Annotated in this window: 16 protein-coding genes; 8 read left to right on the forward strand and 8 right to left on the reverse strand. The window is 72.7% G+C overall.

The genetic code is table 11. From position 1 onward, the window contains the following. Positions 1-120 precede the first annotated feature (120 nt). Entirely contained in the window at positions 121-534 is a 414-nt protein-coding gene (locus ABZ128_RS33925; protein ID WP_356853548.1) for a rodlin, read from the reverse strand. Positions 535-730: 196 nt separating this feature from the next. After that, positions 731-919 carry a DUF5302 domain-containing protein gene (locus ABZ128_RS33930; RefSeq protein ID WP_356853550.1) on the reverse strand — a complete coding sequence of 63 codons (189 nt, stop codon included), beginning with the start codon at positions 917-919 and terminating at the stop codon, positions 731-733. A 108-nt stretch (positions 920-1027) separates the two neighbouring features. Here ABZ128_RS33930 and ABZ128_RS33935 point away from each other — a divergent pair, with 108 nt between their 5' ends. Beyond that, on the forward strand, positions 1028-1966 hold the full coding sequence (locus tag ABZ128_RS33935) for a MerR family transcriptional regulator (protein ID WP_356853551.1): 939 nt from the start codon (positions 1028-1030) through the stop codon (positions 1964-1966). 136 nt (positions 1967-2102) lie between these two features. On the opposite strand, the gene ABZ128_RS33940 is transcribed toward ABZ128_RS33935, so the two are convergent. Continuing rightward, positions 2103-2897: a caspase family protein gene (locus tag ABZ128_RS33940; protein ID WP_356853553.1), complete on the reverse strand. Its 795-nt coding sequence runs from the start codon at positions 2895-2897 to the stop codon at positions 2103-2105. Between the two features lie 196 nt (positions 2898-3093). On the opposite strand from ABZ128_RS33940, the gene ABZ128_RS33945 reads away from it, so the two are divergent. From ABZ128_RS33945 to ABZ128_RS33955, 3 genes are read left to right on the forward strand one after another with little or no spacing between them, the layout of a single operon-like run. Further along, positions 3094-7095: an AAA family ATPase gene (locus ABZ128_RS33945; protein ID WP_356853554.1), complete on the forward strand. Its 4002-nt coding sequence runs from the start codon at positions 3094-3096 to the stop codon at positions 7093-7095. A gap of 6 nt (positions 7096-7101) precedes the next feature. Beyond that, positions 7102-8238, forward strand: coding sequence for a trypsin-like peptidase domain-containing protein (locus tag ABZ128_RS33950; protein ID WP_356853556.1), 1137 nt, complete (start codon positions 7102-7104; stop codon positions 8236-8238). A gap of 58 nt (positions 8239-8296) precedes the next feature. Beyond that, the gene (locus ABZ128_RS33955; protein ID WP_356853558.1) at positions 8297-9358 is read left to right on the forward strand and encodes a serine protease; all 1062 of its coding nucleotides are present in this window, start codon (positions 8297-8299) and stop codon (positions 9356-9358) included. 9 nt (positions 9359-9367) lie between these two features. Here ABZ128_RS33955 and ABZ128_RS33960 read toward each other — a convergent pair whose 3' ends face one another. Then, entirely contained in the window at positions 9368-9739 is a 372-nt protein-coding gene (locus ABZ128_RS33960) for a hypothetical protein (protein ID WP_356853560.1), read from the reverse strand. A 337-nt stretch (positions 9740-10076) separates the two neighbouring features. Next, on the reverse strand, positions 10077-10997 hold the full coding sequence (locus ABZ128_RS33965) for a MurR/RpiR family transcriptional regulator (protein WP_356853561.1): 921 nt from the start codon (positions 10995-10997) through the stop codon (positions 10077-10079). Between the two features lie 230 nt (positions 10998-11227). Here ABZ128_RS33965 and ABZ128_RS33970 point away from each other — a divergent pair, with 230 nt between their 5' ends. The 3 genes from ABZ128_RS33970 (at position 11228) to ABZ128_RS33980 (ending at position 16211) form a co-directional block, all read left to right on the forward strand. Continuing rightward, on the forward strand, positions 11228-12058 hold the full coding sequence (locus tag ABZ128_RS33970; RefSeq protein WP_356853562.1) for a PP2C family protein-serine/threonine phosphatase: 831 nt from the start codon (positions 11228-11230) through the stop codon (positions 12056-12058). 83 nt (positions 12059-12141) lie between these two features. Then, positions 12142-13104, forward strand: a complete 963-nt coding sequence (locus tag ABZ128_RS33975; protein WP_356853563.1) for an MASE1 domain-containing protein — start codon at positions 12142-12144, stop codon at positions 13102-13104. Between the two features lie 410 nt (positions 13105-13514). Further along, positions 13515-16211 carry a DUF6493 family protein gene (locus ABZ128_RS33980; RefSeq protein ID WP_356853564.1) on the forward strand — a complete coding sequence of 899 codons (2697 nt, stop codon included), beginning with the start codon at positions 13515-13517 and terminating at the stop codon, positions 16209-16211. A 43-nt stretch (positions 16212-16254) separates the two neighbouring features. Here ABZ128_RS33980 and ABZ128_RS33985 read toward each other — a convergent pair whose 3' ends face one another. Beyond that, the gene (locus ABZ128_RS33985; RefSeq protein ID WP_356853566.1) at positions 16255-16896 is read right to left on the reverse strand and encodes a MerR family transcriptional regulator; all 642 of its coding nucleotides are present in this window, start codon (positions 16894-16896) and stop codon (positions 16255-16257) included. An 85-nt stretch (positions 16897-16981) separates the two neighbouring features. Between ABZ128_RS33985 and ABZ128_RS33990 the strand changes: the two genes are divergently transcribed. After that, positions 16982-17503 (forward strand): DUF4188 domain-containing protein, encoded by a 522-nt coding sequence (locus tag ABZ128_RS33990; protein ID WP_356853568.1) that lies wholly within the window; start codon positions 16982-16984, stop codon positions 17501-17503. A gap of 52 nt (positions 17504-17555) precedes the next feature. On the opposite strand, the gene ABZ128_RS33995 is transcribed toward ABZ128_RS33990, so the two are convergent. Both ABZ128_RS33995 and ABZ128_RS34000 read right to left on the reverse strand, forming a co-directional pair. Continuing rightward, positions 17556-18206, reverse strand: coding sequence for an RDD family protein (locus tag ABZ128_RS33995; RefSeq protein WP_356853570.1), 651 nt, complete (start codon positions 18204-18206; stop codon positions 17556-17558). A 216-nt stretch (positions 18207-18422) separates the two neighbouring features. Further along, positions 18423-21095 (reverse strand): ricin-type beta-trefoil lectin domain protein (locus ABZ128_RS34000; RefSeq protein ID WP_356853572.1); only part of this gene is annotated, 2673 nt, incomplete at its 5' end.

The raw sequence follows: 21095 nt of genomic DNA on the forward strand, positions 1-21095 counted from the left end.
GCGTGCTCCAGTGGCAGCGCGACACCCTGCGGATGAAGTGCGCGGGGCTGACGGACGAGCAGCTGCGGCGCAGGGCGGTCGCACGCGCGGGCCTGCTCGTTGCCGCGGGCTGTCGGGTGATCAGCTTCCCGAGGAGATGTTGCCCGACAGGACCGGGATGTTGTCGAGGATGTGCGAGAGGGTCTCGTCGCCCTTGGCCTGGGTGGAGTTCTCGGCGCACTGCTGGTTCTGCGGGTTCGAGGCGACGTTGATGTCCTGGACGCCGATGTTGGCGATGAGGGCGATCAGCGACTGCGCGTTGACCTTGGCCGGCAGGCCGACGCAGAGCTTGTTGAGCGAGCCCTGGACCAGGCCCAGCTGCGGGCTCATCGCGCCCTCGGTCTCCTGGTTGCCGTAGATCTGGGTGGCGCCGTTTCCGTTGACGGTGTTCACGCCGTTGTCGTTGCCGATCGCCATCGCCGGGGAGGCTACCGCGGCGCCGACGCCCAGGACGGAGGCGGTGACCGCGGTGGTGGCCATGAACTTCTTGAACATGTGGAGATCCTTCGCTTCGCGATGACGCTGGTGGCTGCCCCCGGCGGGACATGCTGATCAACTGCCTTCGGTGCGAGTGGTTATCCCGTGTCACCCGACTGGCCCAGCGCGCCACCGCGAGGGCCGGGGCGTCCCCGGATGCCCCGGGCGCCGCCTGCCCCGCGCCCCGGCCCGGACCCCGGGCCGGGGGCGGTGTTCATCCGGTCTTGCGGCGGGTCTTCTTGTTCTTGCCGCCCGCGCCACCGCTGGTCCCCTGGATCTTGGCCCGGCTCTGGTGTGCCTGCTGGGACTGAGCAGTGCGCGCGTTGCGCTCCAGCGCCTCCCGGAACTTGCGCTTGGCCGCATCGGCCGCCGACTCTTCCTGCGGGGGCTGTGCATCCGTCATGGGTCCTCCTGAGGTGATCATCCGAAGCCGCCCCAGTCTGTCAGCAGGACCAGCGGATGCCCAGACGGGCTTGAGTCTCCCGTAAGGGGAGACGGCAAGGTGAGGGACATGAACGGCGACACGCTCCACTCGATCGGCGAACTCGCCCGGCGCACCGGGCTGACGGTGAAGACCATCCGGTTCTACTCCGACGCCGGGATCGTGCCGCCGACCGACCGCAGTGCCGCCGGCTACCGGCTCTACGACATCGACGCGCTCGCCCGCCTCGACCTCGCCCGCACGCTGCGCGACCTCGGCTTCGACCTGGCCGCCGTACGCGCCGTACTGGACCGGGAGACCTCCCTGCCGGAGGTCGCGGCAGCCCACGCCGACGCCCTGGACGTGCAGATACGCACCCTGCGGCTGCGGCGGGCGGTGCTGCGGGCGGTGGCCCGGCGCGGCGCCTCACCCCAGGAGACGCACCTCATGCACCGACTTGCCCGGCTCTCCGCGGCCGAACGGCACCGACTCGTCCACGCGTTCATCGACGACACCTTCGCGGGCTTCGACGCCAACCCGGAGTTCGTGGCCATGCTGCGCTCGGCGATGCCCGAACTCCCCGACGACCCCACCGCCGAGCAGGTCGAGGCGTGGGTGGAACTCGCCGAACTCTGCCAGGACCCCGATTTCCGCACCGCCGTCCGGACGACGGCCGCGTACCAGGCGGCGGAGCGGGCCGACGGCGACACCACCGGTCTGCACCACGAGCTCACCGAAGCGGTGTGCGCGCGGATCGAGGAGGCCCTGGCGGCGGGCGTCCTGGCGGGCCCGGCCGAGGTTGTGCCCGTCAGCGACGCCCTGACCGCCCTCTATGCCCACGCCTACGAGCGCGCGGACGACGGGGACCTGCGGCGGTGGCTGCTGGCCCGTCTGCAGACCGCCGCCGATCCGCGCGCCGAACGCTACTGGCGGCTCCTGGCGACCATCAACGGCTGGCCGCCCTCACCCCGTCTCGCGCCGGTGGTCCCCTGGTTCACCGCGGCCCTCCGGGCCCGGGAGGCCGCCTGATCACGGCCCGGACGTGCGGACGTCCCGACCTCCGTGTGGGAGGGCCGGGACGTCCTGGTGCACTTCGCTTGACCGCCGTGTTCAACGACCGGCGGCCGCCGGGGTCACGGCCCGCCGTGACGGCTTTTGCCGGTCGTCAGATGGTGAAGGGCTTCTGGCCGAGGAATTCGGCGCCCGGATTGCCCGTCGTGTAGAGGTTCGGGATCTGGTTCGCCGGCATGTGCTTCTTGATCTCGCGGTGGAAGTCCGCGTAACCGCCGCTGAACGCCCCCTGGTTCCAGACGCGCAGCAGCTTCTCGGTGAACAGGCCGTTGATCCTGCCGTCGGAGGCGACCTGGTCGTCCTGGCAGGCCGCGATGAGCACGGCGGGCACGCCGTCCCCCTTCGTCCCCCGCAACTCGCTCTGCAGCTCCCGGAAGAACTGCCTGTTGCGCTCGTAGTCCTGCTGCTGTTCGACCACGGGCATCAGCCGGACGGCGGCCTGCGTGCCGGCCGCCTCCACGGCCTCGATGGCACTGCCGCTGTGGCAGCAGTCGAGCAGGGAGACGACGCGGACGCCGTCGTCGAACCGTCCGAACTCCCGGTGCAGCTCGTCGTCGAGGAACTGGCGGTCGAAGAACACCAGCGTCTCGTCGAGCTCGTCCGGCTCGTCACCCTCGGTGTCGGGCATCTGGCCCCCGTGGCCCGAGTAGGTGAACAGCAGGATGTCCCCGCTGCCGAGCTTCCCGGCCGCCGTGCGCAGTGCGTCCGTGATGTTGTCGGCGGTGGCCTCCTTGGTCAGGATCACCGTGTCGTCGAAACCGGCCGCGCGGGCCAGGGCCGCCATATCGCGCGCGTCGTTCTCACAGGCCACGAGCTGACCGTCCCAGCCGCCGTACCTGCGGGGGTCGACACGGTTGAGACCTACGTGGATGGACAGTCCTGCGGGCATGGATCCTCCAGGGGGCGGGTTGGTGCTGCCTCGCAGATCGTTCCGCGGCACGCGGGCCGCGCAACCGCACCCCGCGCAGCGCCCCCCGATCGGCCCGCCCCCTTTCGCCGCCTTGCCGCCCCACACCCCCGGTGAAAGCATGAAAGGGAGCAATCGGTCCGTCTACCGCCCGTTGGGGCGGCCGGGTAGGTGCGGTATGCCGCTCAGGGAAACGGAATGGGACCTGGTCACCACCTGGGTGCAGGAGTTCTACCTCACGACCCTCGACCCCCGCGACGTGCTCGCGGATTCCGGGTTCTCCCAGGAGTTCATCGGGAACCTGCCCCTGACCAACAAGAGTGCACCGAACGCCGTCGCGCTCGTCCGCGCCGCGCGCCGGAGCATCGCCACCCAGCGCCTCCTCCTTGAGGTGCTGGCCGGCCTTCCCGACCTGAGCTCCCTGCCCGCGGGAGCCGAAGCCGAGGCCTTCCGCGACCGGCTGCGGGAGGACGAGCAGGCGCACTCCTCCGACCAGGACCACTTCCTCGCGAGCGTCCTCAGGAACGGCACCGAGGTCTTCATCGACCGTGACGACCTGCGCAGGACCCTGCGCGAGTTCCACGACGACCCGGACAGGGCGGTGCTGGTGGTCGACGGGGAGCCCGACAGCGGCCGCTCGTACACCTACAGCCTGATCCGCCACCTCGGTCAGCACTGCGGATTCCGGCCGGTGCGGGTGACCCTGTCGCGCACCTCGACCGCCAAACAGGTGGTGCGGCGGCTGGCGGAGTTCGTCGAGGACCCCCGCACGCCGATCTTTCCGTTGAATCCGGCACCGTTGAACGATCCACTGCCCTCGCTCGACGACGACGTCTACCGGCTCGTCAGCCGCGCGACCGCCGCGGACGAGCGGTTCTGGTTCGTACTCGACGAGTGCGACAAGCTCGACATGACCAGCGACGTCTGTGACTGCATCGGCCAGCTGGCCCAGGCCGTCTTCGATTTCACCCCGGTACGGGAGGAGACGGTGCCCCGGCTGGTGCTGCTCGGCTACGGGCCGACGATGCGCCAGCTGCCGTACGAGATCAAGAACACGAGCCGCGACACGGCGCGGATCGTCGACCCCGAGGACGTGCACGCCTTCTTCCGCCGGTTCTTCACCGACGCGTTGCCGCCCCCGGCCGATGCCCAGACGGTCGCCGGCCTGGCCGACGCAACCGCCGCCGCGGTCCTCCAGGCGGCCCGGAGCCCCGGCGAGGACAGTTACATGCGCAAGCTCTCCACCGCCGCCGAGCGGGCGATCCGGGCCTACCGGTGCCTGCGGCCCGGCGAGGACTTCGCCGCCCGGCTGCGCCAGGAGCTCTCGGCCGGCGGGGAGGCGCACCCGCCCGCCGTGGCCGACGCCCGCCGTGCCTACCGGGAGGCAGCCTGCCTGCTCGGCGGGTTCGACCCGACGCGGCTGCGGCTGCCGGGCGAGCAGGAGAGCAGCGGCCGGGCCGGCCTGGAACTCGTCCAGGACTGCACCACCCTGAGCGCGGCTCCCCGTACCACCTGGGCCCTGCGGCAGGAAGTCCGCGAGGCCGCGCTGAGCGGCCTCGCCGGCCCCGAGGCGGCCCGGCGCGTCCTGGAGGCCAACACCGGGCAGTTCCCCGAGGAGGCCGGGCCCGAGCGCACCGCCCTCGCATACCTCTCCGGCCGGCCACCGGCCCTGGACCGGCAGAACGCCGACGAACTCGCCGACACCCTCCAGGCCGTGCTCTGGCTCTCCCTGGTCCCGCACACCACCGGCCTCCCCGATCCCGAGCGGGTCCAGCGGCTGCTGGAACGCGCACGGCTGCTGCAACCGCTCCGGCGGCTGGTGGCAGGCAGCTTCTGCGGGCGCACCCGGGAGCTGGAACAGCTGCGGACGTACGCGGGCCTGCCCGCGAAAGGCCCGCAGGCGCCCGACCGGCAGCCCCCGCTGCTGATCCACGGCACGGGCGGCATGGGCAAGAGCACGCTCATCGCGAAGTTCCTCCTCGACGGCCTCGCCGAGGCCCCCTCCCCCTTCCCCTTCGCCTACGTCGACTTCGAACGGCCCACCCTCTCGGTCCACGAGCCGGCCACCCTCATCGCCGACATCGCCCGGCAGCTCGGCATCCAGTTCCCCGGCCACCGCGCCGCCTTCGACGAGCTGGCCGGCGCGTGCGAGGAGACCGTCCGCATCCAGCGCGAGGAGCAGAACAGGGTCGACGAGCTGTACGAGGTCTCCACCACCCGCTCGGAGGCGGGGCGCAGCGCCGCCGAGCGCTTCCAGTCCCTGGCACGCGCACGCGAGGCCGACCTCGCCCGCCGGGTCGCCGCCCAGGCCGAACGGGCGGTGGCCGGTACCGCGGGCACCGCCGGCCTGCCGCTGGTGATCGCGGTGGACTCGTTCGAGGAGGCCCAGTACCGGGCCAACCCCGTGCTCGGCCGGATGTGGGCCATGTGGGTCGCCCTCCAGGAGGCCTACCCGCGGCTGCGGTTCATCGTCGCCGGCCGGGCCACCGTGCACCACCCGGCGCGGGCCGCCGAGCCGCTCTCCATCGCCCTCGAAGAGCTCCAGCCGGAAGCCGCCGTCGAGCTCCTGGTGTCCTGCGGGGTCGAGGACGTCTCCGTGGCCCGGGACCTGGCCGGCCGCATCGGCGGCCACCCCCTCAGCCTGAAGCTGGCCGCGCAGGCGGCCGTCCTCGCGGGCAGGGACGCCGCATCGCTGGCGGAGCTGGTCCAGAGCCTGCCCGCCCGCCGCCGGTTCTTCTACCGCAAGGTGGACCAGATGCTCGTCCAGGGCATCCTCTACGACCGCATCCTCAAGCGCATCGCCGACCGCGAGGTCCGCGCCCTGGCCCAGGCGGCCCTGGCCCTGCGGACCATCACCCCCGAACTCGTCAAGGACGTCCTCGCCGAACCGTGCGCCCTGCGCGTGGACTCCCTTGAGGAAGCCGGCCGCCTCTTCGGCCGGCTGGCCCGCCTCGACATGGTGGAACCGGCCGGACCGGGAGCCGTCCGCCACCGGCCCGACCTGCGGACGATCATGCTGCACCTCTCGGACACCGCCCGCACGGACCTGATGCGCGGCGTCGGACAGCGTGCGGTGGACTACTACGCGGCCCGCACCGGCCCGGAAGCGCGCGCCGAGGAGATCTACCACCGGCTGCGCCTGAACGAGAACCCCCGGACGGTGGAGCAACGCTGGGAGCCCGGGGTCGAGCGCTACCTCCACCACGCCGACCAGGACGACATGAGCCCCCGCTCGGCCGCCTTCCTCACCGGCCGCCTCGGCGGGTACGCGTCCGACCGGACGATGCACGGCGCCGACCAGGAGGACTGGGAGCGGATGGTGGCGGACGAGGTGGAGGGCCTGCTCGCGCAGGGCTACACCGGCGAGGCGTCCGCCCGTCTCGCCGAACGCCGCCCCTGGCTGCCGGGCAGCCGGCTGTACCCCCTGCTCGTCGAAACCCTCTCCCGCAGCGGACGGCGGGCCGAGGCCAGGGAAGTCGCCCAGGACGCCGTGGACCGGGCACAGGAGGCCGGAAACGCCGACGCCCAGCTCGAACTGCTGCTCCAGTCCGCACGCCTGGCGCAGGAGGACGGGGAAGTGCAGGCCGCCGCACGCGACCTCATCGAGGCGGAGGACCTCGCGACCGGCCTCGGCCGGCACTTCGACGCCATGGGCGCCATGCTGGCCCGGGCCCAGTTGACCACCTCGCCCGGAGGCGACCCCGAGCTCGACCGGCGTCTCGCCCGGCAGCTGCGGGAGCTGCCCGACGAGGCGCTGGCCGAGCAGCCGGTCCTCGTACGGGCGGTGGCCGCCGAGGTGGGCCGGCAGGACCCGTCCGTACTCGACCACACCCTGAAGGTCGTGGGCCTGCCGGAAGCCGACGACGGGGTCCTCGACACGCTCGCGGAGTCCATCAGCCGGGTGCTGTCCCACCAGCCCGCGCTGCGCCACGCCGTCGCGAAGATCCTGGGGAACCCCGCGGACGTCCCGTCGGCGCAGCAGCCGGAACCGGCGCGCGCCCTGCGCGAGGCGCGCAGCCGCGGCAGCCTCGACCGGATCGCGCGGCGGCTGCTCGTCCTGCGAGACCAGAGCGGGGAACTCCTGTCCGGCGTCGCGACCGCCATGGACGCGGGCAATCCGGCCCAGCCCTCCCCGGCGCCACCCCCGTCGGCCGAAAGGAACGGCCCGCGAGCGGCCTGACCGACCATGAGCGAACACGCCTACCTCACGATCGACGAGATCACCCGCCTCACCGACGCCGCCCTGGAGGCCGGACTGGCCGACCCCTCCGTCCGGGCCCTGCTGCTCGAAGGCATCATGCCCAGATACCGGGGGACCCTGCCGCTCATGGCGGCTCCCGTCAGGCAGGTGCAGTCGGACCTGAACGCGATGAACCACGTGGAGCGGCTGGTCGACGGCTCCGTGCCGCTGGAGATGTGGCTGCGCAACGCGCTCTCCCAGACCGTCCAGGCGGGGCCGCTCGCCGTCTTCCAGCGGGCGCTGGACGAGGTGGCGCGCGAGGCGGCGGGCGAGCCCGACGTACCGGCCGCGCCGCCGGCCGGGGAGACCAAGGAGGAGATCGTCAACTGGGACGACACGGTCCCCTTCGAGTTCCTGCGCGGCGGCGATCTCGCGGGCACCTCGGTCGCCCGGATCAAGGTCCTCCCGTACCGGGCGGGCTCCCCGCTGCAGCCGGGCGGCTTCCCCCACGCGGGGACCGGCTGGCTCATCGCCCCGGACCTGCTCGTCACCAACCACCACGTGGTCAACGCCCGCACCCGCAGCGCCACCGAGCGCGGCGTCGTGGACCCGGCGGACCTCCTCCTGCAGGCGCAGAACTCCCGCTCCCGCTTCGACTACGGGGCCGACGGAACGGAGACCGAGGAGGTGGCGGCCAGCGACCTGGTCGCCTGGGACGAACGGCTGGACTACGCCGTCCTGCGGCTCACCGCCCAGCCCCCGCGCCGCGCGCTGCGGGTCGCGACCGAGCCGCTGACCGTGAGCCGGGACCAGCCGGTGGCCGTCAACATCATCCAGCACCCCGGCGGTGAGCCCAAGCGGGTGGCCCTGCGCAACAACCTGGTCTACGAGGCCGACGAGCAGGACGTCCGCTACTTCACCGACACCCGCGGCGGCTCCTCCGGATCGCCCGTCTTCACCGACGACTGGCGCGTGGTGGCGCTGCACCGCGGCGCGCGGCGCGCCGAGAACGTCGTCTTCCAGGGGAAGACGACCGCCTTCGTCAATGTCGGCACCCAGATGAGCAGCGTCCTGCGCCACCTCGCCGAGCACAGTCCCGGGGTCCGTGCCGAGATCGCGGCGGCGCAGTCGGAGCTCTCGTAAGCAGAAGCTCTCCCGAGCAGGAGCTCTCGTCAGCAGAACGGTACGGAGGTGGCCCGAGATGCGCGCCAGCCGATCACCCGTCGCGACCGGCCCGGAGCAGGTCTTCCGGGACCTGCGCGAGGTCGCCGAGCGGGTCCGCGAGGGCCTGGACGCGGAGATTCCCGAATCGGCCGAGGACCTGCCCGCCGACCGGGCGCCGGCCGGGCAGATCGGCCGCTTCGCCCAGCAGGAGCGGTCCAGGGTGTTGAGCGCCGGGGTCAGCGGGCTGGAGAAGCTCGCGGCGGGGCGGGATGACGAGATCGACGAGGACGAGTACTTCGGGATGGAGGCGATCGTCCTCCTCGAAGGCCGCCCCGCCCTCCTCGTCCAGGGCCGGGACTTCCCCTCCCAGCAGGGGGACTGGGCGGTGCTCGACGGCCAGCGGGAGGGGATCTGCCAGTCCATCGCCCGCGTGGGCCGCGTCGAGGTCGCGGGGCATCCCAGCCTGGACTGGGTGGGCACCGCGTTCCTCGTCGGTCCCGACGTCGTCATGACCAACCGCCATGTGGCGGCGGAGTTCAGCCGCGGTGACGGCGCGGGCTGGAGCTTCCGGCAGGGCATGAGCGCCCGCCTTGACCTGGCCGAGGAGTTCGGCGCCGCACCCGGCGACGGCTCGCTGGAGTACGCCGTCACCGAAGTCGTCGGCATCCACCCCGAGGTGGACATGGCCCTGCTGCGCGTGGACACCGCCCGGGGCGGTTCCGAGCCGGCGGGCCCGGTCGCCGTGGCGGCCGATCCGCCCGCCGACGTGCCGGGCCACCCGGTCTACGTGATCGGCTACCCGGCGGAGGACGGCCGGCGCAACGAACCGGAGGCCATGCGCCGGATCTTCATGGACGTCTACAACGTGAAGCGCCTCCAGCCCGGCACGACGACCGGGCTGGTCCCCGGGGAGCTCACGGTGAAGCACGACTGCTCCACCCTCGGCGGCAACAGCGGTTCCCCGGTCTTCGACCTGCTCGACCACCGCGTCCTCGGCCTGCACTACGGAGGCCGGTACGGCTTCGGCAACTACGCGGTCCCGCTCTGGGAGCTCGTGGAGGATCCGCTGCTGGAGCGCGCGCAGGTCAACTGGGTGTGAACCGCGGGGTCAGCCCGGGGTGACGCGCAGCGCGTCGCCGACCAGGCGGACGGCCCGGGCGAGCCGGCCCAGCTGCTGGAGTTCGACGGCGTACATCCTGATCGAGTTCTCGATGACGGACTCCGCCACACCCATGGAGGGCAGTTCGGCCCTGCTCGTCTCCAGGGCCACCCGCACGGCGCGCATCTCGTGCTGGAGCTGCAGCTGCGCGTGCCGGGTCAGGAGTACGGGGCTGCGGGTCAGGGTGGAGTAGCTGCCGTAGCGGGCCGGCAGCAGGTCCCGCAGCCAGCGCATGGCCGTGCGCTCCCAGTCGTGGGTGCCGGGGGCCTTGACCTGGCAAGGCCAGTCCGGGCTGAGGGTGGTGGAGGCCGTCTGGCGCATTCTCGTCGCTTCCGAGTGGTGTCGAACTCTGATCGAGACGTGGGTGCGGCGGCCCGGTCCAGGGGTTGACCGGGGCCGCCGCGAGCGCTCTGGTGGATCCGACAGCCGGGGCCGGACACCCGGGCGGGACGTGAGGAGGAGCATCCCGTCCGGGTATCCGTCCGGGAGAGCGTGGGGTCGCTCTCCTTGGCATCGGGTGGATCCGGCGCGCTGCTCAGTAAACATATATACCGTCGAGTAAACAAGAGAATGAAAAATTACATGCGCTTACACGGCGTGAAAGTGGACCATGTCATTCCGGGGTGAATCGGGACGCAGCGGGCGTCGGTGTCCGCTCTTAGAGGAAGAAACCGTGCTGGTCCGCGACCTGCTCGTACCCCTCCAGGCGGGCCTGGGTCCGCTCGGGATCGGCATCGGCCATCGCCTGCAACAAGGCAGCGGACAGCATCCCGGGCGCCGCGTACGAGTCGAACACCAGCCGCGCCCCGGTCCCGGCGGTCAGCGCCACATCGGCCTCGTCCACCAGGGGTCCGAGGGTGGTGTCGGTGATCAGAGCGACCTTCAGGCCCGCGCTGCGGGCCGCACGCAGGGCCGCCAGGGTCTCCTTGGCGTGCCGCGGCATCGCGAAGGCCAGCGCCCACGTGCCGCCGGCCTCCCGGGACTGCAGCAGGGCGTCGTACGCCACGCTGCCCCCGCGGGTCACCAGCCGGACGTCGGGGTGGATGCGCCGGGCCGCGTAGGCGAAGTACTCGGCGAGCGACACCGAGATCCGCAAGCCGAGGACGGTGAGCGGCACGGAGCGGGCCAGTTCCCGGCCGAGGTCCAGCAGCTGGTCGGTGTCGGCCAGCAGTCGGCGCACGTTCTCCAGGTTCTGGATCTCCGCGTCCACGGCCGCCTGGAGCTCGTTGCGGCGGAACTGCTCACGCGCCTCGGGGGAGCCCGCGACGGCGCTCAGCGCCATCGGCTGCAGGGCGTCGCGCAGCGCCGGATAGCCGCTGAAGCCGAGCGCGGTTGCGAAGCGCGTCACCGACGGCTGGCTGACCCCGACCCGCTCCGCGAGCTCGGTGATCGACAGGAACGCGGCCTCGGTCAGGTGGTCGATCAGGTACTGGGCGATCCGCCGCTGCCCAGGGGACAGCCGGTGCCCGTCGAACAGGGACTGGACCCGGTCGGCGGGGGCCCGTTCGTGATCGGGCGCCAGACCCCCGCTCGGCGTGATCGCAGCCGCCTGTGCGCGTGCCTGCTGCCCCGATGACACCGGTGGGCCTCCCTCTCATGTCACTCGTCTTCCAACATAGCTCACGCCCTGTGGTCGGCCGACCGGGCCCGCGGGCCCGCATCCGGCAGCGGCGCCCCCGCCCCACGGTGATCTGTCGCGGCCGCCGAACGGCGGAAATATGATGAGCCGGGTCCACGGCGCTCCGAGAGCCGCGAGCAGCCGAGAGCAGGCGAGAGCAGAGACCACATGGAAGTACGCCGGAGCGGTCGATGACCCCGCGTCGTGCTCCACGCCGGGCCCCGCGGTCCTCCATCGCCGACGACCTGCTGAGCAGACTGGGCCGGCTCACCGCCCAGGCCCGGGCCGGAGCCGAACTCCAGCAGGCCCGCGTGGAACTGGCCGAGGCACTGCAACGCGAGATGCTGCCGTCCTCGCTGCCCGCCCTGCCCGGCCTGCGGAGCGCGGCCCGCTATGTGCCCGCCCGCCACGGCTTGGACATCGGCGGCGACTGGTACGACGGCTTCCGGCTGCCCGAAGGCGCCCTCGCCTTCTCCATCGGCGACGTCCAGGGCCACGACGTCGAGGCGGCCGCCTTCATGGGGCAGGTCAGGGTCGGGCTGCGGGCGGTCGCCGCGGTCGTCGTCGACCCGGGCGAGGTGCTCAGCCGGGCCAACGAGGTCCTGCTCTCCATGGAACGCGAACTCTTCGCGACCTGCAGCCTGCTCCGCTTCGACCCGGAGACCCGGGAGCTCGAAAGCGCCCGGGCCGGCCACGTGCCGACGGTCTGGGCCACCGTCGACGGCCGGTACGGGATCGCCGAGGACGACGGCGGTCTGCCGCTGGGCATGATGCCCGGAGCCGGATACGCGGTGACCCGGCGCCGACTGGACCAGGCGGGCTCCATCGTCCTGCTCACCGACGGGGTCGTCGAGGGGCCGGCGTTCCCGATCGAGGTGGGGCTGGAGCGCGTGGCCCGGGTGGTCCGGGAGGGCGCGGGCGGCGATCCCGACGAACTCGCCGCCGAGGTCATGAAGGTGGCCGACTCCACCGGCCACACGGACGACGCCGCGGTCCTCGTCCTCAGCCACGACACGATCTAGGTTCGCGAGCGCCCGGACCGGGACGGCACGGCACCCCCTGCGCGTGTCACGCGCTCCGGGGGCGGCGGCTGTTGTCTGATGCTGTGGTGCGCACCGTGGAATGGCGACGGCTGTCCGGGGACCTCCTGTGGATCCTCGCCGTCGCCGTCGCCTACTACGCCACGGGACGGGTCGGCCTCCTGCTCCGCGTGGTCGTCGAGGGCGCGGTGGTCACCCCCCTGTGGCCGCCCACGGGCATTGCCCTCGCCTGCCTGCTCTGGCTGGGCCTGCGGGTATGGCCCGGGATCGCGCTCGGGACGTACCTGTCCATCCAGCAGATCAGCTCCTTCCAGCCCGTCGACATCGGCATCGTCGCGGGCAACACCCTCGCCCCGGTGTGCGCGTACCTGATGCTCCGCCGGTTCGGCTTCCGCACCGAACTGGACCGGCTGCGCGACGGGCTGGCCCTGGTCTTCCTCGGCGGACTGCTGCCCATGCTGATCAGCGCGAGCACCGGCACCGCGATGCTGGTCGCCACCGGAGACCTGCCGCCCGACGGGTTCTGGCCGGTGTGGTCGGCCTGGTGGGCCGGTGACGCGATGGGCGTGCTCGTGCTCACGCCGGTGCTGCTCGTCCTGCACCGGATCCGGTTCCCCACCGACCCGTACCGCACCGCCGAAGCGCTGGCCCTGCTGGTCGCCGCCGGCCTCGTCGCCCTCGTGGCGACCCGGAGCTCCCTGTCCCTCCTCTTCCTGGTGTTCCCCCTGCTGATCTGGGCGGCCGTGCGCTTCCAGCTCGTGGGGAGCGCGCCGTGCGCCCTGATCGTGTCGGTCCTCGCGATCACGGCGGCGACCGACCACGCCGGGCCCTTCGCGCACCGCAGCCTCTTCGAGGTGATGGTGAACCTCCAGGCCCTCAACGGGTCGGCGGCCCTCACGGCGCTGCTGCTGTCCGCACTCGTCACCGAGCAGAACAACTTCTGCACGCAGATCCAGCAGGTGTGCGAGGAGCTCGCGGACGTGGTCGAGCGCCTCGCCCCCGCCGAGCGGGACCAGGGCCCCATGTGACGGTCGCCGCCTGCCCGGGCGGACGACGGGAACCGGCCGGAGTGCGGACAGCGGTACGCGGCCTGCGGCGCCGCGGGCGGGCGCGCCGAACTCCCCGGTTCACGCCGTGTCCTCGCAGGCGGCGGCCCCGACACTGTTCCGGACAGCGCGACATGACGAACTGTGGGACCGGTCGTCCACGGGGTCGAGTCTCGGCCAGAGGGCCCTCGGCGGCGGCCCCACCGGCAACGGCGTTGCCGGATCACCGTTTTAGCGTTTCGTCCGAGGCCGTCGCCCGGCCGCACAGCCGCACCGGCCGGTGCCGACCCCGGCTACGGTGTCCGGCGCGGCCGTGCACCCCGGGCACCGGCCGTCCGCACGGCGAAGGGTGCCGCACTCACCACCGCCTTACCCATCACCGGAGGGGCCCGATGAACACGATCCTCGACACGGTCCGCGAAGGCCGCACCGACCTCCTCCCCGGTCTGGTCAAACCACTGGCACCGACCGAGCGCAGGATGCTGCTGACCGAACTGACCGCCCTGCGCCGCGAGGTCCGCGCATGGGACTGGGACCGGTGGCAGGAACGCGACCGGATACGCGCCGCCCTCCTCGTCGCGGGCGCCGGCTGCCACTGCGACACGGCCGGCACGGCCTCCTGGATCGGGGCGGACGAGCTGCGCGACGGGAAGCCGCTGCCCGTCGGCCTGCTGCTCGACGTGCTCGCCGCCCGCGATCCCCACTGGCTCGGCGAACTCGCCCACCGCCTCGCGGACCGCGCCGCCACCGCCAAGGCCGACTACCCGCTGATCCGGGAACTGGTCCGGCTCGCCGGCTGCCCGGTGCCCACCAGTGACGCCTTCGTGCACGGCTGGATCGAATCCATCTTCACGGTGGACCGGGCCCGCACCACCCACCATCCGCTGTCGGTCGCCCTCCGCCGGGATCCGCACGCCCGGGAGCTCGTACCGCTGCTGTTCGAGACGGAGGAACCCCCCGAGGCGCTGCACTGGTGCAGTGACCCGCAGGCCCCGAACCACTGGCCCTCGGAGCTGGCCGGGCTCGCCGAGGAGGGCATCGTCGAGCGCCGGGTCCTGGTCGACGGATCCGTGGCACGGCTGCTGCGCGGCGGCCGGCAGAACCAGCTGAAGTTCTTCCTCGTCATGCTCCAGCGGCTCGGCCTCACCCCCGCCGAGGAGCGGGAGCGGATCCCCGACTGGATCGCCATGGCGGCCGACGCGCCCTCGCCGCTCGCCGGACACGCCCAGGAGGTGCTCGCCCGGCTCGCCGAGGCGGGGGACCTGCCGGTGCAGCGGCTCGGGCAGATGTCCGTAGCCGTCCTCCGGCGCCCGGAGAAGAAGCTGGTACGGGCCCAACTCACGCTCGTCGCAAAGGCCTTGCGGAGCGACCGGACGACCCGGCACGTACTGCTGCCCGCTGTGGCCGGTGTCTTCGGGCACGAGGACACCGCCCTGCAGGAGCGCGCGCTCAAGCTCGTCGCGGCGTACCTGTGCCCGGACGACGAGGCGCTGCGCACCGAACTGGGCCGCGCAGCGGCAGCGTTGAGCCCGGCGTACCGGCGCACGGCAGCCGAGCTGCTCGGCTCCGCCGTCTGCTCGCAGGCCGCCGCCGGTGCCGAGGCCGAAGGCGCGGGCGACTCCGGCTGGCGGTCCGCATACAGGGAGACCCTGCCCCCGGTGCCCGCACGGCGCCGCCTCGCCACCGTGCCGCCGCCGCTCGCCGAGACCGCCGGGCTGGTCGCCGCGGTGGGCCATTGCCCCGAACCGGCGCTGACCGACTGGGAGTCGGCGCTCGACGGCCTCGTCCGGCACGCGCACCGGGACCGGGCCGCCCTGGCGGCGGCCCTGCGCCCGGCGCTGGCCGGCCGCCGGTGGTACGCGCCGGACCGGCGCGTACGCCCGGACCGGCTGCTTGCCGGAGTGGACCTGGTGGCGGCGGCCGTGCTCGGTCAGGTCCGTGCGGAGGACCTGCAGCCGCAGCGCCACCCCGGCGGGGAGATCCCCCAGGACTGCGTCCACGCCGCCACGGCCGCCGTGGCCACCGCCCGGCTGGTCGAGGCCGCGCACCGGGTGCTCACGGCCCCCGTGCCGTTCCTGCTGGCCACACCGACCTGGGAGACGGGCTCCCTGGAGCCCGACGAGCTCCTCGTACGCCTCGCCGCGTACCGGGACCTCCGGGTGGAGCCGGCCCCGGCGGACTTCGCCCAGGCGCTGCTGCGGGTACGGCGCGACCCCGCGGCGGCGCCCGCGGCCGCCGCGCTGGGCACCGCCGAGGGGGAGCGGCTCGCGGCCTGGCTGACCACGGCCGGTGAACCGGCCGGGCTGGTGCGGCGGGTGCGGGAACCAGGACCCCGGGCCCACCACCACTGGAGCGGCCGCGACCGGTTCGCGCAGGGGCCGCGGCTGCTCGTGCTGGAGGGCGGTGAACGGCCCGTCGTGGAGCGCGAGTTCCCCGCCGAGTTCCATCCGCTGGGCCGGGTGCACCACCAGGGCGGAGCCTGCTGCCCGCACGGCGAGGAGCAGTCCTTCCCCCGGCGCGGCGTCCTGCCCGAGGACCGCGAGACGCAGGCGGCATGGCTGCTGCCCGCGCTGACCGCGGGCGCGGTGGCCGGGGAGCGGGGTGCGGGTGCGCTGCTGCCGGGACTGGCGCAGCTGGGCGGCCCGGCGGGCCCGGCGCTGCACCTGGCGGTGGCCACCGGGCTCGGTGCGCGCGACGGCGCCGACCGGCACGCGGCGGTGGATGCGCTGCTGGTGCTGGCGGCGCGGGGCGACCTCGACGCCCCGCGCCTGGGAGGGGACCTGGCCGAACTCCTCTCCATGGGTGTGCTCAAGGCCACCCGGCTGGCCGAGGCGATGCGTACGGCCGCTGCCACGGGCGCCTACGCCACGACCTGGGCGGTGCTCGCCGAGGCACTGCCGGCCCTGCTCGCGGGCGGCGCCCCGCGGGGGACGGGCGAGCTGCTGGCCGTGGCGGCGGAATGCGTGGAGCGCTCCGGCGCGGAAGGACCGGCCCCGGCAGGGCTGGCCGGGACCGCCTCGCGGGCCGGCTCCTCCCAACTCGCCACCCAGGCCCGGCGGCTGCGCGCAGCCCTGACGGCGGCCGCGTAACCGCGGGACGGCGGCCCCGCGCGAGCACGGGGCCGCCGCCGGGTCACAGCCCGTAGCGGCGGGCCGACTCCTCCTCCTGGGCCAGCTGGTGCAGCGCCTTCAGTACCGGCTGGAACAGGACCGTCGCCGCGACGGCGGTCTCCACCTTCTCGGCCTCGGAAGGGTGCGTCTCCACGAAGTCCAGGTCGCGGACGGCGACCTGGTGCATCAGCTCGGCGTACGGGGCCATCAGCTCCGCATCCCACGCGTAGCCCAGCCGGATCAGGGTGGCCACCGCCACCACCAGCGAGCGGTGGACGGGGGAGAGGGCGCCGAGCTCCCGGGCGGTCGACCAGCCCAGCATCGCGAGCAGCCGGTCCACCTCCCGGCGGGCCGCCGCCACGGCCTCGTCCCCCTCGTCCGGTTCGGGCCCGTGCGGCAGCGCCCACAGGGCCGCGCCCAGGCGGATCGTCCGCCCCAGGGAGTCGTCGTCGACGTGCCGCAGCACCTCGCGGGCCGTCGTCACGGGGACCTGCCCGACCTGGATGAGCGCGCGGACCAGCCTCAGCCGGCGCAGGTGGTCCTCGCCGTACTCGGCGGTCGTCGCGCTGACGCGGTGTCCGGGCGGCAACAGCCCTTCGCGCAGGTAGTACTTGATGGTCGCCGTGGACACGCCGCTTCGTTCGCTCAGCTCCGCCAGCCGCATCTCTTGTGCCCTTCCTTGGGGAGTGCCACTATCCAATGGCGGCGCTCGGACAGCGCCACTATCCCACCAGGCGTCTGGAGGCACTGTGTTCGCCAAGCCGATCCCGGGCCGCACCACCGCAGCCGTCGAGGGCGACGCCACCGTCCTGCTGATCGGGATGCGCATCAACCACTTCTGGGCCGTGCACCACTGGGTGCCGGTGTTCGCGGCGATGCTGCGCATGCTGCGCGAACTGGGCCGCGACAGGAGCCGCGGGCTGCTCGGCCACGTCCTGCTCACCGGGTCACCGCGTACGTACTACGTGGTCCAGTACTGGGAGTCCAAGGACAAGCTCTACGCCTACGCGTCGGCCCCGGACATGTTCCACCACCGGGTGTGGGCGCTGATCAACCGCAAGGAGCGGGCCGGGAAGCTGCACCGGCACGTGGGGCTGTGGCACGAGGCCTACATCGCGCCCGAAGGGTCCTACGAGTCCATCTACTTCGACATGCCGCCGTACGGACTGGCCACGGCCACCGGCGTCCTGCCGATCGGCCGGCGGGGCCGCCGGGCCGCGGACCGCCTCGCCCACCGGGCGTCCACGGCCTCCGCCCCGCAGGCCGACTGACGACCTGCGGGGCGGGAAGCGGAGACCGCCGGGGTGACGGGCCGATGCGGCATCAGCCCTTGGGGACCACGATGACCACGGTGCTGCACACCTTGTCGGCGAAGGTCTGCTTCTTGTCGTCCCACAGCGGCCACAGCCAGCCGACGTAGCAGGGCAGGCCGTCCAGGATGTGGGCGAGCTTGCGGACGAAGGCCATGCCGAAGCCGAGCGTGCTGCCGTCGGCCTCGCGGCGCAGGCTGATGCCCAGCACCTTCTTGCCGATCGTCTGACCGGTGCTGCCCTCCTTGTAGACCTGGAAGAAGCCCATGCCGATGGCGTACAGCACACCGAGGGTGGAGAGGATGCCCGCAGCGGCGGACGGACGGTCTCCGCCGACGGCCAGGCCGATGAGGCTGAGGGCGTACATCGGGCCCGCGATGATCAGCGCGTCGAGCAGGTACGCACCGACGCGCAGGCCCCAGTGGGCGAGCGGCGGCATACCGGCACCCGGCATGCCGGGCATCCCGGGCGGCGGGTACGCGCCGTAGGGCGGCGGCGTCTGCTGCGGGTACCCGTACTGCTGGGGGACCTGCTGCTGGGGAGGCTGCTGCGGGTATCCGTACTGCGGGGGCACGCCCTGCGGCGCCTGCGGCGGGTAGCCGGGCTGCCCCTGCGGGGGCTGCTGGGGCTGGCCGTAGGGGTTGTTGGGGTCGCCGAAGCTCATGGCGAAATCTCTCCGGGGTCGGAAACGGGGACGAGGCGGATCGAACGGAGGGAACGTCACCATGTGAGCGGTTCTGCCCCCCTGAGCTGCCGCGATGTTGCGCCGACATCGTGGTGGCTGGATCGACCACTTGTCCAATCCGAAAAGGGCCGTCCCCGGCCGACGCGGCCGGGAACGGCCCTTCTCGGGTGGCCGGCGGTCAGCCGGCGCGGCGCGCTACCAGAGCGGAACCGGCAGCGGTGCGGTGCTCAGCGCGGGGATGTTCCAGCGCTGGGGATTGGTCGCGTTGCAGTCCCACAGGTACAGCTGGGTACCGGTGTTCATGTTGCTCGCGTCCAGGCACCGGCCCGAGCGGGGGTGGTAGATGGTGCCGTCCGCGCGCGGCAGGAACTGCTGCCCGTAGCTGCCGTTGCAGGGGTAGAGCCAGATGAGCGTGCCGTTGCCGGTGCCGGCGTATGCCGCGTCGATGCACTTGCCCGCGATGCGGACGGTGCCGTCGGCGCGGATCTCGAACTTCTGGGCTTCTCCGCCGTTGATGGTGTTGCAGTCCCAGGCCTGGATCTTGTTCCCGTCCGTGGTGCGGCCGTTGTCATTGTCCAGGCAGTGGCTCGGCTTGGCCGCCAGGTACATGGGGCTGACGGCGCCCGGTGCGGTGAGCGGAGCGGCGTAGGGGTAGACGGCGAGATTGCTGACGCCGCCGGTGAAGCCACCGAAGTAGTCGGGCCCTCCGTTGACCTTGTACCGCCCGAGCACGAGCGAGCCGCTGGGGGCGGGACTGGTGGAGGACGCGTGGTGGCCGGTCGCCGCGAGGGTGCCGTTGACGTAGAGGCTCATGAGCGCCGTATCGGCGTTGTAGACCGCGGTGAGCTGGGTCCACGCGTCCGGGACGAACCTGGCCGCCTCGTTGACGCCCGCTTCCGACCAGTCGTAGTCCCAGCCGTCGACGTCGCCCCTGGCCATGGCGAAGCGCCAGTTCTTGGTGGAGGGGTCGGCGTAGAGGGTGAACGCGCTGTTGCGGGTGTTGTCCTGGCTGAGGACGAGCGCACCGGTGCCCGAGACCTTCGCCCACGTGCTGATGGTGAAGCTCTTGCGGGTGTCGATCACCGACTTGCCGGTGGTGATGGTCGCCTGGCCGCCGCCGAACGCCGCGTACGCGCTGTTGCGTCCGCCGATGGTTGCGGTGGGCCAGGTGATCCCGCTCGGGGTCGCGGGGTAGTCGCCGACCGCGCTGGGGATGGTGCCACCCGTCTGCCCGGTGAGCTTCCAGTGCGCGGTGGGAGCGGAGACGTTGCCGAGGAACGCCGGCGTCTGGCTGATGCCGGTGACGTTCAGGGGCTGCGGGGTGCCGGTCCCGGGGAAGGTGGCGAGCTGCCCGTTGGCGCTGACCGCCCACAGGTCGGCGAGCCGGTCGCCGGTGACGTCGCCGGAGGTGCCGATGGTCGGGAACGCCGTCTGCTCCAGTCCGGAGGCGATCTTGACGCGCCCTGCGGCGATGCCCCACGTCGTGGGGTCGACGTTGCCGTCGGCACCCTTGTTGCCGTAGGTGCGCAGCAGGTCACCGGTGGCGTTGTCGCGCAGCCAGAGGTCGGGAACGCCGTCGCCGTTCAGGTCGCCGGGGGCCGCGACGGTGAACTTGTCCCAGTCGCCGTTGCCGACCAGCACGGGCTCCCCGTTGCTGTCGAGCGTGCCGAAGACGCTCGTGTAGTACGCCCAGAGCTGCTTGCCCTGCTTCACGAGGAGGTCCGGGACGGCATCGCCGTTGAGATCGCCCGGCGCGATGATCTGCTCGGCGTTGTACCAGTGGTCGTCGCCGTTCCAGTCGCTGCCGTAGTCGCAGCCGACGGCCGGGTCCTTGACCGGGCAGGCGACCGTCAGCTCGACGGGGTTGTTGACCGCGGTGCCCTGGCCGTTGTTGGAGTACGCCCACAGTTTCTTGCGGGGCGTGCCGCTGGGCTGCTGCAGTGCGATGAGGTCGTTGTAACCGTCGCCGTCCCAGTCGCCGAAGGCGTCGATCTGCGCCCCCGCCAGGGTCATGCCCCCGTCGGCCGCCGGGGAGAACTTGCCGTTCCCCTGGCCGGCGTACGTGAGGAGCGCGCCCCGGGAGTCGACGGTCCAGATGTCCCGGTTGCCGTCACCGTTGAGGTCCTTCGGGCCGTCCACCGTCTGCGACCGCGCGGCGTAGTACAGGTAGGAGGTGGTGTCGGAGCGGTTTCCGGCCGAGTCCACGGTGTACGCGTACACGAAGTGCGGGCCCGAGCCGGACGGGGTGATGGTCACGCTGCCGCCGGCGGGAACGGGCCGGCTCCACGGCTCGAAGTCGGTGGAGTAGATGATCTCCTTGGCGTCGGTGACGCCGTTGGCGTTGAAGGTGAACGTGCCAGGAGTGCGTGCCTTGCCCGTGGTGGCGGGCCAGCCGCCCCGGCCGTCCGGGAACTGCACGGAGGCGACCACGGGGGGTTTGCTCGGCCGGTTGCGGTCGACGGAGAACCTGCATGCCTGAGACCAGGCGGACGTGGCGTTGTCCTGGTCCTTGGCCCGAACCTGCCAGGTGTAGTCGCCCCCGGGAAGCTTGTCGTCCGGGACGGTCCAGGTGGTGACCTTGCCGTTGTTCGCCGGGAGCGTCTGCGTCGCGACCGGAGTGCTCTGGCCGGCCTTGAAGACCTGGAACTCGGCGCTCAGGTTGCCGGCGTCACGGTCGGCGATGGTCGCGTACAGCCCGATCCGGCTGTCACCGACCACCCCGCCGGCGGAGCAGGAGGTCGCGGGGGAGGTACCGAGGGCGGACGGGGTGTCCGGCGGGTTGTTGTACTCGGTCTCCAGGGTGATGGTCTTGGGGTCGAAGCGCTTCCACTGGTACTGGTCGCTCTCGTTCGAGGCGTAGAGCCCGAG

This window comes from Streptomyces sp. NPDC006326 (assembly GCF_040612915.1).
Taxonomy (GTDB): domain Bacteria; phylum Actinomycetota; class Actinomycetes; order Streptomycetales; family Streptomycetaceae; genus Streptomyces.